Raw genomic sequence first — 14,240 nt, forward strand, 5'->3', positions numbered from 1 at the left:
ACCCGCCTCAGTGTGTGGTCGCCAGCTCGGCAGCTGGTTTGGGCCGGTGGAAAAAACGCTCAAGGTACAAGTATATGACCGGCGTGGTGAACAGCGTCAGCGCCTGGCTCACCAGCAGGCCGCCGACCACGGCTATCCCCAGCGGCTGGCGCATTTCTGCACCCGGTCCGCTGCCGACCATCAGCGGCACCGCGCCGAGCAGGGCGGCGAGTGTCGTCATGATGATCGGGCGGAACCGCGTCACGCAGGCTTCGTAGATCGCTTCTTCCGGCGGTAGCCCGCGCACGCGCTGGGCCTCCAGGGCGAAGTCGATCATCAGGATGCCGTTCTTCTTCACGATGCCGATCAACAGCACCAGGCCGATCAACGCCATGATCGAAAAGTCCTGCCCCATTAACCACAACATGATCAACGCGCCCAAACCGGCCGAGGGCAAGGTGGAAATAATCGTCAGCGGGTGCACGAAGCTCTCATACAGCACCCCAAGGATGATGTAGACCGCCACCAGCGCCGCAAGGATCAGCCACGGCTGGCTGGCCAGCGAGCTTTGGAACGCCTGTGCCGCGCCCTGGAAGTTGCCGATGATGGTCGTCGGCATGCCGATTTCATTCTTGGCCTGGTTGAGCATGACGACCGCATCACCCAACGCCACGCCGGGCGCCAGGTTGAACGACAGGTTGGCAGCCGGGAACATGCCGTCATGGCTGATGGACAACGGCCCCACGGTGGGCGGGTCGACCTTGGCCAGTGCCGACAGCGGCACCATTTCATTGGTCAGCGGCGAGCGCAGGTAGAAGTAGTTCAGGCTCTCGGCCTTGCCCCGTTGTTGGGTGTCCAGTTCCAGCACCACCTGGTACTGGTTGATCTCGGTCTGGAACTCGTTGATCTGGCGCTGGCCGAAGGCGTCATACAGCGCCTGGTCGACATCGGTCGCGTTCAGGCCAAAGCGTGCGGCCGCCTGACGATCGATGCTGATGTGGGTGATGCTGCCGCCCAGTTGCAGGTCGTTGGAGAGGTCGCGAAACGCCGGGTTGGCACGCAGTTTTTCGGTGAGGCGCTGGGTCCAAGTGTTGAGCGTCGGGCCGTCGTTGCTCTTGAGCACGTATTGGTACTGGGCACGGCTGGGGCCGGAGCTGAGGTTGATGTCCTGGCCGGCACGGAGGTACAGCACGATGCCCGGCACTTTGGCCAGTTTCGGGCGGATGCGGTCGATGAACTGGCTGGCCGAAACATCTCGATCACCCCGGTCTTTCAGGGCGATCCAGAAGCGCCCGTTGGCGATAGTCTGGTTGCTGCCCGTCACGCCCACCGAATGGGAAAACGCCTGCACCGCCGGGTCATCCTTGACGATCTCGGCCAAGGCTTTGTGCTTGGCGACCATGTCCGGGTACGACACATCGGCCGCCGCTTCGCTGGTGCCGAGCACAAAGCCGGTGTCCTGTACCGGAAAGAAGCCCTTGGGGATAAACACGTAGCCGACCACTGCCAGGGCCAGGGTCACCACGAAAATGGCGGCCATGGTGCGTTGATGGGCCAGTGCGCGGCGCAGGTTGCGCGAGTATCCGGCCAGCAGGCGTTCGCTGAAGCCGGGTTTGTCGTGGGCGGGGTGGGTCGGGGCGCGCATGAACAGCGCAGCCAAGGTTGGTGCCAGGGTCAACGAGACCACCACCGAAATCAGGATGGTCGACGTCGCCGTCAGCGCGAACTCCTTGAACAAGCGCCCGACCACGCCACCCATGAACAGCAGCGGAATAAACGCCGCCACCAGCGAGAAGCTGATGGACACCACCGTAAAGCCGATCTCCCCAGCGCCCTTGATGGCCGCTTCGCGTTTGTCGAGGCCCGCTTCCAGATGGCGGTGGATGTTTTCCACCACCACGATGGCGTCGTCCACCACGAAGCCCACGCTGATGACAATCGCCACCAGGGTCAGGTTGTTCAGGCTGAACCCCATCAGGTACATCACCGCGAAACTGGCGACCAGCGACACGCCGAGCACGCTGGACACAATCAGCGTCGCCGACAACTGGCGCAGGAACAACGCCATCACCGCCACCACCAGCAGGATGGCGATCAGCAGCGTCACTTCCACCTCATGCAGCGAGGCGCGGATGGTCTTGGTGCGGTCGGTCAGTACGCTGACCTGCACCGACGCCGGCAACATGCCTTGCAGGCGCGGCAGTTCAGCCTGGATGCGGTCCACGGTTTCGACGATGTTTGCGCCGGGCTGGCGCGAGATCACCAGGTTTACGCCGGGTGTATCACCGGACCAGGCTTGCACGTAGGCGTTTTCCGAACCGTTGATGACTTTGGCGATATCGCGCAGTTGAACCGGTGCACCGTCCTTGTAGGAAACGATCAGTTGGGCGTAGTCCTCCGGGTGAAACAGCTGGTCGTTGGTCGACAAGGTCGACACGCTGTTTTCCCCATAGATCGCGCCCTTGGCCAGGTTGAGGCTCGATTGCTGGATTGCCAGGCGCACATCGGCCAGGGTGAGGCCGATGGCGGCGAGTTTGTCAGGCGAGGCCTGCACGCGTATCGCCGGGCGTTGCTGGCCGGTGATGTTGATCTGGCCCACACCGTCAATCTGGCTGATCTGCCGCGCCAGCAGGGTTTCCACGTAGTCACTCAGCTCGGTGCTCGGCATGCTGTCGGAGCTGACGCTGAGGATCAGTACCGGGCTGTCCGCCGGGTTGACCTTTTTCCAGGTCGGCAGGCTCGGCATGTCGCTGGGCAGCTTGCCCGACGCGGTGTTGATCGCCGCCTGCACTTCCTGGGCGGCGGTGTCGATGCTCTTGTCGAGTGTGAATTGCAGGGTCAGCAGGCTTGAGCCCAGGGCACTGCTGGAGGTCATCTGGGTCATGCCGGGGATGGCACTGAATTGCACTTCCAACGGCGTGGCCACCGATGAGGCCATGGTGTCCGGGCTGGCGCCGGGCAATTGTGCGGTGACCTGGATCGTCGGAAATTCCGCTTCCGGCAGTGGGGCGATGGCCAGGCGAGGGAAGGCAATCATCCCGAGCAGTACCAGGGCGAAGGTCAGCAGCAGGGTGGCGACCGGGTGGTCGACGCACCAGGCTGAAGGCGAGCGGCTCATGGCTGCACCTTGGCATCGACGGTCTGGATCACTTGCGGTGGTTCTTTGAGCACCTCCACCTGAGCACCGGCCTTGAGTCGCGACTGGCCATCACTGACCAGCACGTCACCGGCTTGCACACCCGTGATGATGTTCACGTCGCTGTTTTGATAGGTGACCTGCACCGGCACCACCTCAACCTTGTCCCCCTTGACCCGGTACACGAAGTGCGAATCCAGGCCGCGTTGCACCACGGTCGGCGGCACCACCAGGGCATTTTTGTCGAGTGCGGTCTGGATTTTGATGGTCACCAGTTGCCCCGGCCACAGGCGCTGGGAGGCGTTGCTGAACTCAGCCTTGGCGCGCAGTGTGCCGGTGGTGGAGCTGATCTGGTTGTCGATCAGGCTCAAATGGCCTTCACCGAGCAAGTCGCCGGTCTGGCCGTCGGTGTCAGCGCCCAGGTAAGCGTCGACGCTCGCCGGGGCAGGCGCGGCGATCAGGCCTTGCAGGGTCGGCAGCATCTGCTGCGGCAGCGAGAACTCAACGGCAATCGGGTCGATCTGGGTCACTGAGAACAAGCCCTGGGTATCACTGGTGCGCAGGAAATTGCCCGCGTCCACGTTACGAATACCGACGCGGCCACTGACGGGGGAGCGGATCTGGGTGTAGGAAAGCTGGACCTGGGCCGAATCGATTGCGGCCTGGTTGCCTTGGGCGGTGGCCTTGAGCTGGTTGACCAGAGCTTGTTGCTGGTCATAGGTCTGCTTGGACACGCCGTCGTCGATGCTCAACTCCTTGTAGCGCTTGAGGTTGACCAGCGCTACCTGCAGTTGCGCCTGGCTCTCGCCCAACTGCGCCTTGGCCTGGTCGAGACTGGCTCGAATCGAGCGGTCATCAATGGTCGCCAGCAGGTCGCCGACCTTGACCCGTTGGCCTTCCTTGACCAGCAATTGGGTCAGGATGCCGTCGACTTGCGGGCGAATCACCACGCTGTGCAGCGATAACACCGTGCCAATGCCGCTGACAAAACGCGGGATATCCTGTTGCACCACGCTCACCACCCGGACCGGGATCGCGGTCGGTACTGCCAGCTTGGTCTTGGCCGGCCGGGTCAGCGCCCAGGCTGCAATCGCTACGACCACGAGGACACCCACAATCAGGGCGGTTTTTCGTTGAATCTGCATGGGTGAGGCGCCGGGGCAAAGGATGGGAGAGTGAGTGATCTTTATAGCCCTTCAACCCGGTCAGCAGGGTGACTGCTAACTGACAGCGCTGTCAGCAAACTCCGACCATTCGTACAGGCGGTGGTTAAAGATCTCAGGCGCGCAGGTATACTGCGCGCCAGTGTGGCCCGCAAGCCGGCCCCGCATCATTTTCTGCACGCTCCGGAGCTTCCATGACTTCCCCGACACAACCCCCTGTTGACGCGACCGACATCGTCGATCCGGCCAGCGCTGAAGGCGTTGAAAAAGCCGAGATCCCGGCGTTTAAGTTTCCGTTCAAGCCGGGTGAGCTGGCTGGGGCCAAGAATGCCGCCCAGCCTTGGTACAAGAACGGTGCCAAAAATGGCCACACCAAGTCACCGGGCATGGCGCCGCCGGGCACCCGTCGTTCGATGGGTAAACGCTGAGGTTAACAAGCGGTACATTGTGTCGATTGTTGCCTACAGCTTCTGCTGATCTTTCTGATTGTAGGTCCACTGCCGTTTCTTGAAAGCTTGCACAGCCTTTGCTCTGCCCCCGAGGTTCATGGGGGGAGCGAGGCGACGCTGGTCTTTCCGGAAAAGGACGTTTCCCTTGGCCCTGATACACATCTGTGTAGTGCTTGCCCTGTTGTTTTCGGCTGATGCCCTTGCGGCCGATGATCAAACGCGTCGCGAAATCCGCTTCGCCGTTGCTGCGCAATTCCCCCCCTTCCAGAGCCGCGACCCGCAAGGGCAGTTGGTTGGCCTCAATATCGAGTTGGGCAATGCCCTGTGCGTGCAGTTGAATGCGCGCTGCGTTTGGGTCGACCAAGTGGTTGTCGAAGACTTCCTCTCCCTTGAAGCCAGAAAATTCGACGCGATCATGGGGATGGCGCCTACGTCGGAACGGCGGCGTTGGGTAAGCTTCACCGATAACCTCTATCCCTTTACCACCCGGCTGGTGGGCCGCAGCACATCAGGCCTGCTGCCCCATGTTAAGTCGCTCAAGGGCAAGCGGGTTGGCGTATTGCTGGGGAGCAATCGTGAAGCGTTTGCCCGTACGAAGTGGGCGCACAGGGGCGTCACCGTCAAGAGCTTCTGGCTCAATAATGATTTGGTCCGCAGTCTGATAGCCGGCGAAATCGACGCGACCCTGCAAGGCACCGTAGAAATTCGCGAAGCCTTGCTCGACACCGACGAAGGTCGGGATTTCGACTTCCTGGGCCCGCCCATTTCGGCCGCACTGCTGGGGGATGGCGTGGCGATTGCGGTGCGTAAGCCCGACACCGCACTGCGCAAGGAACTCAACTGCGCCCTCGAACAGCTGAAACAGAATGGTGAGTATCAGCGGATAATCCGGCATTACCGGTTAGACGCTGCGCCATGAGCGCTTTTGGGTTAGGTCGATAAAGAGACTATGCAGCCCGCAACGAAATAAACGCGTAGTTGGCCGGCACCTCGGTAGCAATCTGCGCCCCGGCGTCCAGCACCTGTTCGGCGATGTCCAGCCCGGACACATGAAACACCCACTCATTGGCCACGGACGGCTGATCAATTGCCAACTCAATCGCCTGGGCAAATGCGCCCATGTCCGGCAAGTACGCGGTAAACCCATCCCCCTTGAGCGCTGTGGTGCGAATGCCCAGCAAGGCGCACACCGCTTCCTTGGTCTGCACGTCATCGCGGTCTGCCTGGCGCGAACGCTGGATCAGCGCTGCGAGTTCCTGGTCCATCAGTTCGCCGCCGATGATCAACGCCGGGCCCTGTTCCCAGGATTCTGGCGGGCAATCCTTGGCGGCAGGGTTGAGCGGGATATGCGGGTTGATCTCCATCGGGTAGATGCGGCAGACCAACGGTCGACGCTCATAGATGCGACACAGGTTGTCTTCGTCAAGATTCCGGCAGCGCCCGGCGTTGTAGGCGGCAAACGTGATTGCCACAAATGCTTCGGTGTTGCCGCTGGGCACCACCACCGAACGGCGTTCGGCGTGCTCGCGTTGCTGTTGGGGCAGGCCCAGTCCGCTACCGAGGAATCCCTCCACCAGAGCAATGACGTTACCGCCGTCCGCCGCCCACATACGGGCTTCGGCGAGGGTCAGGGGGACGTGGTGGTCGGTGCAGCATTTACCGCAACCGACGCAGGAAAAATGGGTGTTCATGGCGGATCTGTCACCAGGCTAGGTCAGAGGGCACGCAGTTACGGTGACGGGTTTTTACCTCTTTCCACCGGTACGATTCTCTGGAAGCAAGTTATGCGCCAGCGCCTGTCAGTCCTCTTCGACCACATCGCGCAGTACAAACACCATACCCGCGCTCTCGTACAGCTGCCGGGCGCGTAGGTTGCTTTCCAGTACCTTGAGGTCCACATAGGGTTCACCACGTTGCTTGAACACCTGGAAGGTGTGCAGCAATAACGCGCGGCCCAGCCCCTGGCCTTGAGCGCAAGGATGTATGGAGAGGTTCTTGATGAAGGCGCTGGTCCAGCACTGGGCTACGCCGAGGATACCGTCGGCGTTGCTGGCGACCAGGCACAGCGTGGGGTCGAATTCGGCATCGGTCACGAACTGTTGCCGCCATTCATCGAGGTTGGCGACACGACCACCGCCCTGATCCTGGGTCATGCGCAGTACGGCGTGAATCGCTGGCGCCAACGCGTCACGGTAATGGTCCAGCACGGTCCCGGCCGGCCATTGTGGCGCGGGCAGGCCGGCAGTGAGGTCGCGGCGCAGCAGTTGGTAATACGCCGTCACCGATTACAGACCCTGTTGCGCCACGGTTTGCGCAGCCACCACCAGGCATTTGGTCAGTTCGGGGGATGAGAACTTGGTCAGTACCGCGTTGGCGCCGGCCAGGCGCGCTTTTTCGCTGTTCATCGCGCTGTCCAGGGAGGTGTGCAGCAAAACGTACAGATGCTGGAAGTCTGGCGTTTCACGCAGGGTGCGGGTCAGGGCGTAACCGTCCATCTCGGACATCTCAATGTCCGACACCACGACATTGATCTGCGCGGCGGTACCTTGCAGTTCCAGCAGCACATCAATGGCTTCCTTGGCGCTGCGCGCGGTGTGGCAGGTCAGGCCGAGGTTGCGCAGGGTATGAACCGACTGCTGCAGGGCGACCTGGCTGTCATCCACCACCAGAATCCGCGCATTGCCGAGCACTTCGGCTTCTTCCATGGTCAAGTCGGTGGGCGCCGCTTCAATCGGTGCCGGCGCGATGCCGTGGATGACTTTTTCAATGTCCAGCACCTGCACCAGTCCGCCTTCCACCTGAGTCACCCCAGTGATAAACGCACGGTTGCCGCCGGAGCCGTAGGGTGGCGGGCGGATGTCGGTCGTCAGGCAGTGCACGATTTTGCTCACCGCCTGCACATGCAGACCCTGTTTGGAACGGCTCACGTCAGTGACAATCAGGCAGCCGCCGTTCGGGTCTTCCAAGGGCCGTTCGCCCAGGGCACGGCTCAGGTCGATCACTGACAGCGAGGCACCGCGCAGGGTGGCGATGCCTTTAACGTTCGGATGAGACTCCGGCAGTTTGGTCAGCGGCGGGCAGGGAATGATTTCGCTGACTTTCAGCAGGTTGATGGCCATCAGCTTGCCGCTGCGCAACGTAAAGAGCAGAAGTGAGAGTGAGTCTGCGCGGGCTTTGGTGGTGGACATAAAAACCTTCTGTGGATCAGGGATGACGATCTATGAAAGGTTATCGACCCAGCCGCAGGAAACTGTAGGCGCGATCAGGGCCCTTAGCATCAGCCCTTCCAGACCTGCGGGTTCACCAGATCCTGCGGACGCTCGCCCAGCAGAGCACTGCGCAGGTTGTCCAACGCGCGGTTGGCCATGGCCTCACGGGTTTCATTGGTTGCCGAGCCGATATGCGGCAGGGTCACCGCGTTGCTCAATTGGAACAACGGCGACTGCGCCAGTGGCTCCTGCTCATACACATCCAGCCCGGCGCCGCGAATGGTCTGGTCCTGCAGGGCCTGGATCAGCGCCGGTTCGTCGACCACCGGGCCACGGGAGATGTTGATCAGAATCGCGCTGGATTTCATCAGCCCCAGCTCGCGCGTGCTGATCAGGTGACGGGTCTTGTCGCTCAGCGGCACCACCAGGCAGACGAAATCTGCCTCGGCCAGCAACTGGTCCAGGCTGCGGAATTGCGCGCCCAACTCCTGTTCCAGCTCCAGCTTGCGGCTGTTACCGCTGTACAGAATCGGCATGTTGAAGCCCAGGCGCCCGCGACGGGCCACGGCCGCGCCGATATTGCCCATGCCGACGATGCCCAGGGTCTTGCCGTGTACATCACAGCCAAACAACGGCGCGCCGACGCTGGCTTTCCACTGACCGGCCTTGGTCCAGGCGTCCAGCTCTGCCACTCGGCGCGCGCTGCTCATCAGCAGGGCGAACGCCAGGTCGGCGGTGCTTTCGGTGAGTACGTCAGGGGTGTTGGTGAGCATGATCCCGCGCTCGTTGAAGTACGGCACGTCGTAGTTGTCGTAGCCCACTGACACGCTGGACACCACCTCCAGTTTGCTCGCGCCTTCGAGCTGCGCACGGCCCAACTTGCGACCCACGCCGATCAAACCGTGGGCGTGGGGCAGGGCTTCATTGAACTGCGCATTGATGTCGCCCAGCTTGGGATTAGGCGCGATCACCTCGAAATCCTGTTGCAGGCGTTCGATCATGGCTGGGGTGACGCGGCTGAAGGCGAGGACAGTCTTTTTCATGGCAGGCGGGCTCATCGACTACGGAAGAATGCCAAGCAAGCTAACATTCCTTGCCACTGTTGTCAGGACACGGCAGACCTAAAGTGGGCAGGGAAACATGTAGGAGGGGGCTTGCTCCCGATAGCGGTGCGTCAGTCGCCAGATGTATTGACCGATCCACTGCCATCGGGGGCAAGCCCCCTCCCACATTTGACCTGTATCGCCTGGTAGCAATCAGTTCGCCAGGCGCGCACCGCTCAGGCTGCCACTCAACTCGTACGCCACCAGCTCTGCCTGATGCGCCGCCAGGATCTCCGGCAACGAACCGCGCAGGTATTCCACCCAGGTCTTGATCTTCGCATCCAGGTATTGGCGCGAGGGGTAGATGGCGTACAGGTTCAGCTCCTGGGAACGGTAGGTGGGCATGACCCGCACCAAGGTGCCATTACGCAGGCCTTCAATGGCCGCATACACCGGCAACAGGCCGACGCCCATGCCGCTGGTGATCGCGGTTTTCATCGCGTCCGCCGAGTTCACCAGAAACGGCGAGGTGTTGATCGCCACGCTTTCCTGGCCTTCGGGGCCGTTGAAGGTCCACTTGTCCAACTGAATCACCGGGCTGACCAGGCGCAGGCAGGCATGGTTGAGCAAGTCCTGGGGGCGCTGTGCACAGCCCTTGGCCTTGACGTAGTCGGGCGAGGCGCAGGCGATGCTGTAGGTGATGCCCAGGCGTTGGGAGACGAAGCCTGAATCCGGCAGTTCGCTGGCCAGCACGATGGACACGTCATAGCCCTCGTCCAACAGGTCCGGCACGCGGTTGGCCAGGGTCAGGTCGAAGGTCACGTCCGGGTGGGTGCGGCGGTAGCGGGCAATGGCGTCGATTACGAAGTGCTGGCCGATACCGGTCATGGTGTGCACTTTCAACTGTCCGGCGGGGCGCGCATGGGCGTCGCTGGCTTCGGCCTCGGCTTCTTCGACGTAGGCCAGGATCTGTTCGCAGCGCAGCAGGTAGCGTTTACCTGCTTCGGTAAGGGCAATGCGCCGGGTGGTGCGGTTGAGCAAGCGGGTTTGCAGATGGGCCTCCAGATTGGAGACCGCGCGCGAGACGTTGGCCGTGGTGGTGTCCAGTTGGGCGGCAGCGGCGGTGAAGCTGCCGGCTTCGGCCACGCAACTGAAGGCGCGCATGTTTTGCAAAGTGTCCATGGAGTGTTCTCAGGGGAGATAACAAATTGTGACAGAAAGTTACGCCGTCCAGTGATCCCTACCAACGGATTATCGCTTGAACGGTAACAAAGATTCACAGGAATGCCAGCTTATCGCCATTCCTCCCGCCCCCTAGAATTGCGCCACCTTCCCCGCATCACCACCTCAGGAATTCGCTTGCCGTGCCGCGTCGCATCAGCAGAGAGCTGAAGACTCTCAGTGTTTGGGCCTTATCGTTAGCAATCAGCGGCTGCATCGGAACCGGAGGAATCGCCCCCCAAGGCCACGCGTTGAACGCCAATACCCTGGCCACCGACGAAGCGATCCAGAGCGCCGCCCAGGACGCCCATTGGCCCACCGCACAATGGTGGCAAGCCTACGGCGACCCGCAACTTAACCGTTGGGTCGAGCTCGCCACGCACAGCAGTCCGAGCATGGCCATCGCCGCCGCGCGGGTGCGAGAAGCGCGGGCGATGGCCGGGGTTGCCGAGTCGGCCGAGTCGTTGCAGGTCAACAGCGACACCACCCTCAAGCGCCACAACTGGCCCAAGGATCAGTTCTACGGCCCCGGCGAACTGAGCGGCGCCAACACCTGGGATAACAACTCATCCTTGGGCCTGAGCTACGCCCTCGATCTGTGGGGCCGCGAAAGCAACGCCACCGAGCGTGCCGTCGACCTGGCGCACATGAGCGCTGCCGAGGCGCGCCAGGCCCAGTTGGAATTGCAGAACAACGTAGTGCGCGCCTATATCCAGCTGTCGTTGCACTACGCCAACCGCGATATCGTCGCCGCTACGTTGGCCCAGCAACAGCAGATCCTCGACCTAGCCAACAAACGCCTTGATGCCGGGATCGGCACCCACTTCGATGTAAGCCAGGCCGAAACCCCGCTGCCGGAAACCCACCGCCAACTGGACGCCCTCGACGAAGAAATCGCCCTGAGCCGTAACCAACTGGCGGCCTTGGCGGGTAAAGGCCCGGGGGAGGGCGCGCAGTTGCAACGGCCGAGCCTGTCCCTTGCCGCGCCACTGAAACTGCCGTCCACCCTGCCTGCGCAGTTGCTCGGCCAGCGCCCGGATGTGGTCGCCAGCCGTTGGCAAGTGGCGGCCCAGGCCCGTGGCATCGATGTGGCTCACGCGGGTTTTTATCCCAACGTGGATCTGGTCGGCAGCCTCGGCTACATGGCCACCGGCGGCGGCATGCTGGAGTTTCTGGCGGGCAAGAAATTCAACTACAACGTCGGTCCGGCGATCACCTTGCCGATCTTCGACGGCGGCCGCTTGCGTGCCGAGTTGGGTGAAGCCAGCGCCGGTTACGACATCGCCGTTGCTCGTTACAACCAGACCCTGATCAATGCGCTCAAGGGCATCAGCGACCAGTTGATCCGCCGAGAATCCATGGACAAGCAACAAGGCTTCGCCGCGCAATCGGTGGCCTCGGCGCAGAAAACCTATGACATCGCGATGATCGCCTACCAGCGCGGCCTCACCGATTACCTCAATGTGCTCAACGCCCAGACCCTGTTGTTTCGCCAGCAACAGATCGAGCAGCAGGTCCAGGCCGCGCGTTTGAGCGCACACGCCGAACTGGTGACCGCCCTGGGCGGTGGCCTCGAAGCAGGCAAGGACGCACCGCAGGACGCCAAGACCCTCCCGAGCAAAACCCCGGCGGCCCTCGCCGTATTCGATCACTGAGTAGGTTGTAATGACTCCCTTGCCTGCACCGCTGCGCTGGCTGCATTCCCTTGAGTGGCGCCGTGGTTTTTTCGACTGGGCACGCAGCGACGGCGTGACCTGGGTGTACATCTTCAAGGTGTTGATCGCCGCGTTCCTCACTCTGTGGCTGGCCATGCGCCTGGAGTTGCCGCAACCGCGCACCGCGATGATCACCGTGTTTATCGTGATGCAGCCGCAGAGCGGCCAGGTGTTCGCCAAGAGCTTTTACCGCTTCCTCGGCACCCTGACGGGCTCGGCGGTGATGGTGTTGTTGATCGCCTTGTTTGCGCAAAACACCGAACTGTTTCTGGGCGCCTTGGCGATCTGGGTCGGCATCTGCACCGCCGGTGCGACGCGCAACCGTAACTTCCGCGCCTATGGGTTTGTGCTGGCCGGTTATACGGCGGCGATGGTTGGCCTACCGGCGCTGGCCCATCCTGATGGCGCCTTTATGGCGGCCGTTTGGCGAGTACTGGAAATCTCCCTGGGAATTATCTGCTCCACGCTGGTGAGCGCTGCGATTCTGCCGCAGACCTCCAGCGCCGCCATGCGCAATGCGTTGTATCAGCGCTTCGGGGTGTTCGCGCAGTTCGTCACCGATGGCTTGCGCGGGCGCAGCCAGCGTGAAGGCTTCGAGGCCAGCAACGTGCGCTTCATCGCCGAAGCCGTGGGCCTGGAAGGGCTGCGCAGCGTTACCGTGTTCGAAGACCCGCATATGCGCCGACGCAATGGCCGGCTCAGTCGCCTCAACAGCGAATTCATGAGCATCACCACGCGCTTCAATGCCTTGCACCAGTTGCTCGAACGGCTGCGCACGGATGCTGCGGATCACGTGGCGGCGGCGATCAAGCCCGGCCTGCAGGACCTTGCCGAAGTGCTCGATGGGTTCTCCGGTCGCGCATTAACCAGCCCCGATGCGGCACGCCTCGTCAACCAACTGTCGGCCTACAAAGACGGCCTGCCGGCCAAGGTACGCAGCCTGCGCACGGCCTTCCAGGAAGGTGAGCCCACTGAGGCCGAGCAACTGGATTTCCATACCGCCTACGAGTTGCTTTACCGCTTCGTCGACGACCTGCACAACTACGCGCAAACCCATGCCTCCCTGGCCGACCACAGCCATGCGCGGGAAGACTGGGACGAAGCCTACACGCCGAAAACCAACTGGCTGGCCTGCGCCGCTTCGGGGATTCGTGCGTCGTTTATCCTGATCGTACTCGGCAGTTATTGGGTGGCGACCGCCTGGCCTAGCGGCGCCACCATGACCCTGATTGCCGCCGCCACCGTCGGCCTGTCAGCCGCCACGCCCAACCCGAAACGCATGGCGTTCCAGATGGCCTGCGGCACCTTGATCGGCGCGTTGGTGGGCTTTGTCGAAATGTTCTTCGTGTTCCCGTGGATCGACGGCTTCCCGCTGCTGTGCGTGATGCTCGCGCCGGTGATCATCCTCGGTGCTTTCCTCGCCTCACGCCCGCAGTACGCAGGCGTTGGCGTGGGCCTGCTGATTTTCTTCAGCACGGGCTCGGTGCCGGACAATCTCACGGTTTACAACCCCTATACCTTCATCAACGACTACATCGCCATGATCATCGGCATGCTGGTGTGCGCGGCCGCCGGCGCGATCATCCTGCCGCCCAACAGCCGCTGGCTGTGGCGCCGCCTGGAGCAGGATTTGCGCGAGCAGGTGGTGTACGCGATCAGCGGCAAGCTCAAGGGTTTGGCGTCGAGTTTTGAAAGCCGCACCCGTGACCTGTTGCACCAAGCCTATGGCCTCGCCGTCGGTCAGCCGCAGGTACAACGTGATTTGCTGCGTTGGATGTTTGTTGTGCTGGAAGTCGGTCACGCGATCATCGAGTTGCGCAAGGAACAAGCGATCCTGCCAGTGCACCCGGCGTATGCCGAGTCCCAGCCGTGGCGCCAGGCGATCCGCGTGATGGGCCGCTCGCTGGTGCGGCTGTTCCTGCAACCCAGCGCGAGCAATCTGGAGCGCGGCCTGATTGCCGTCGATCACGCGATCAGCCGCGTGCAGGCCACCGACGAACCCTTCGCCCCACACTTCGACACCTCGGCGCTGCGCCGGGTGAAGAGCTACCTGCACTTTATCCGCACCTCGTTGCTCGACCCGCAATCGCCGCTGGCGGCCCTTAAAGGATCCCCCCATGCCCCGTGAAATCGCGTTCCACGGCCTCTACATGCCGACGATGACCTTGATGTTCCTGATCGCTGCAGGCCTGGCGTGGGCGCTGGACCGCTTCTTGGCCGGCTTCGACCTGTACCGTTTTTTCTGGCACCCGGCGTTGCTGCGCCTGAGCCTGTTCGTTTGCCTGTTCGGCGCCCTGGCGCTGACCGTCTACCGTTGAGAATGCC

General features: G+C 62.3%; 12 protein-coding genes. 5 read left to right on the forward strand and 7 right to left on the reverse strand.

Features of this window, described 5'->3' with window-relative positions; all coding sequences use genetic code 11:
* Positions 1 to 7: 7 nt before the first annotated feature.
* Together BW43_RS16430 and BW43_RS16425 are read right to left on the reverse strand one after the other, a co-directional pair.
* A complete protein-coding gene (locus BW43_RS16430; protein WP_032886332.1) occupies positions 8 to 3,097 on the reverse strand; it encodes a multidrug efflux RND transporter permease subunit in 3,090 nt (1,029 codons plus the stop codon).
* Positions 3,094 to 4,260 (reverse strand): efflux RND transporter periplasmic adaptor subunit, encoded by a 1,167-nt coding sequence (locus tag BW43_RS16425; protein WP_032886333.1) that lies wholly within the window; start codon positions 4,258 to 4,260, stop codon positions 3,094 to 3,096. Before BW43_RS16425 ends, BW43_RS16430 begins: the two co-directional genes overlap by 4 nt.
* A gap of 212 nt (positions 4,261 to 4,472) precedes the next feature.
* Here BW43_RS16425 and BW43_RS16420 point away from each other — a divergent pair, with 212 nt between their 5' ends.
* On the forward strand, positions 4,473 to 4,706 hold the full coding sequence (locus BW43_RS16420; protein WP_032886334.1) for a hypothetical protein: 234 nt from the start codon (positions 4,473 to 4,475) through the stop codon (positions 4,704 to 4,706).
* 166 nt (positions 4,707 to 4,872) lie between these two features.
* Positions 4,873 to 5,646, forward strand: coding sequence for a transporter substrate-binding domain-containing protein (locus tag BW43_RS16415; protein ID WP_032886335.1), 774 nt, complete (start codon positions 4,873 to 4,875; stop codon positions 5,644 to 5,646).
* 28 nt (positions 5,647 to 5,674) lie between these two features.
* Here the strand turns inward: BW43_RS16415 and BW43_RS16410 are convergent, their stop codons facing one another.
* The 5 genes from BW43_RS16410 to BW43_RS16390 all read right to left on the reverse strand — a co-directional run bounded on the left by BW43_RS16410 (position 5,675) and on the right by BW43_RS16390 (position 10,161).
* Complete coding sequence (locus BW43_RS16410) at positions 5,675 to 6,418, reverse strand: YkgJ family cysteine cluster protein (RefSeq protein ID WP_032886336.1); 744 nt, start codon at positions 6,416 to 6,418, stop codon at positions 5,675 to 5,677.
* A gap of 108 nt (positions 6,419 to 6,526) precedes the next feature.
* On the reverse strand, positions 6,527 to 7,009 hold the full coding sequence (locus BW43_RS16405; protein WP_032886337.1) for an N-acetyltransferase: 483 nt from the start codon (positions 7,007 to 7,009) through the stop codon (positions 6,527 to 6,529).
* A gap of 3 nt (positions 7,010 to 7,012) precedes the next feature.
* Positions 7,013 to 7,915, reverse strand: a complete 903-nt coding sequence (locus tag BW43_RS16400; protein WP_032886338.1) for a chemotaxis protein CheV — start codon at positions 7,913 to 7,915, stop codon at positions 7,013 to 7,015.
* A gap of 89 nt (positions 7,916 to 8,004) precedes the next feature.
* Entirely contained in the window at positions 8,005 to 8,979 is a 975-nt protein-coding gene (locus tag BW43_RS16395; RefSeq protein ID WP_032886485.1) for a D-glycerate dehydrogenase, read from the reverse strand.
* A 213-nt stretch (positions 8,980 to 9,192) separates the two neighbouring features.
* Positions 9,193 to 10,161: a LysR family transcriptional regulator gene (locus BW43_RS16390; RefSeq protein ID WP_027604744.1), complete on the reverse strand. Its 969-nt coding sequence runs from the start codon at positions 10,159 to 10,161 to the stop codon at positions 9,193 to 9,195.
* 182 nt (positions 10,162 to 10,343) lie between these two features.
* On the opposite strand from BW43_RS16390, the gene BW43_RS16385 reads away from it, so the two are divergent.
* Genes BW43_RS16385 through BW43_RS16375 form a run of 3 tightly spaced genes read left to right on the forward strand, consistent with a single transcriptional unit; the run spans position 10,344 to position 14,233 of the window.
* Positions 10,344 to 11,855 (forward strand): efflux transporter outer membrane subunit, encoded by a 1,512-nt coding sequence (locus tag BW43_RS16385; RefSeq protein ID WP_032886339.1) that lies wholly within the window; start codon positions 10,344 to 10,346, stop codon positions 11,853 to 11,855.
* A 10-nt stretch (positions 11,856 to 11,865) separates the two neighbouring features.
* Complete coding sequence (locus tag BW43_RS16380; protein ID WP_032886340.1) at positions 11,866 to 14,043, forward strand: FUSC family protein; 2,178 nt, start codon at positions 11,866 to 11,868, stop codon at positions 14,041 to 14,043.
* Positions 14,033 to 14,233, forward strand: coding sequence for a DUF1656 domain-containing protein (locus BW43_RS16375; RefSeq protein WP_032886341.1), 201 nt, complete (start codon positions 14,033 to 14,035; stop codon positions 14,231 to 14,233). The genes BW43_RS16380 and BW43_RS16375 overlap by 11 nt, the downstream gene beginning before the upstream one ends.
* The last annotated feature ends 7 nt before the right edge of the window (positions 14,234 to 14,240 follow it).

It is taken from the genome of Pseudomonas sp. RIT357, assembly GCF_000632245.1.
Taxonomy (GTDB): domain Bacteria; phylum Pseudomonadota; class Gammaproteobacteria; order Pseudomonadales; family Pseudomonadaceae; genus Aquipseudomonas; species Aquipseudomonas sivasensis.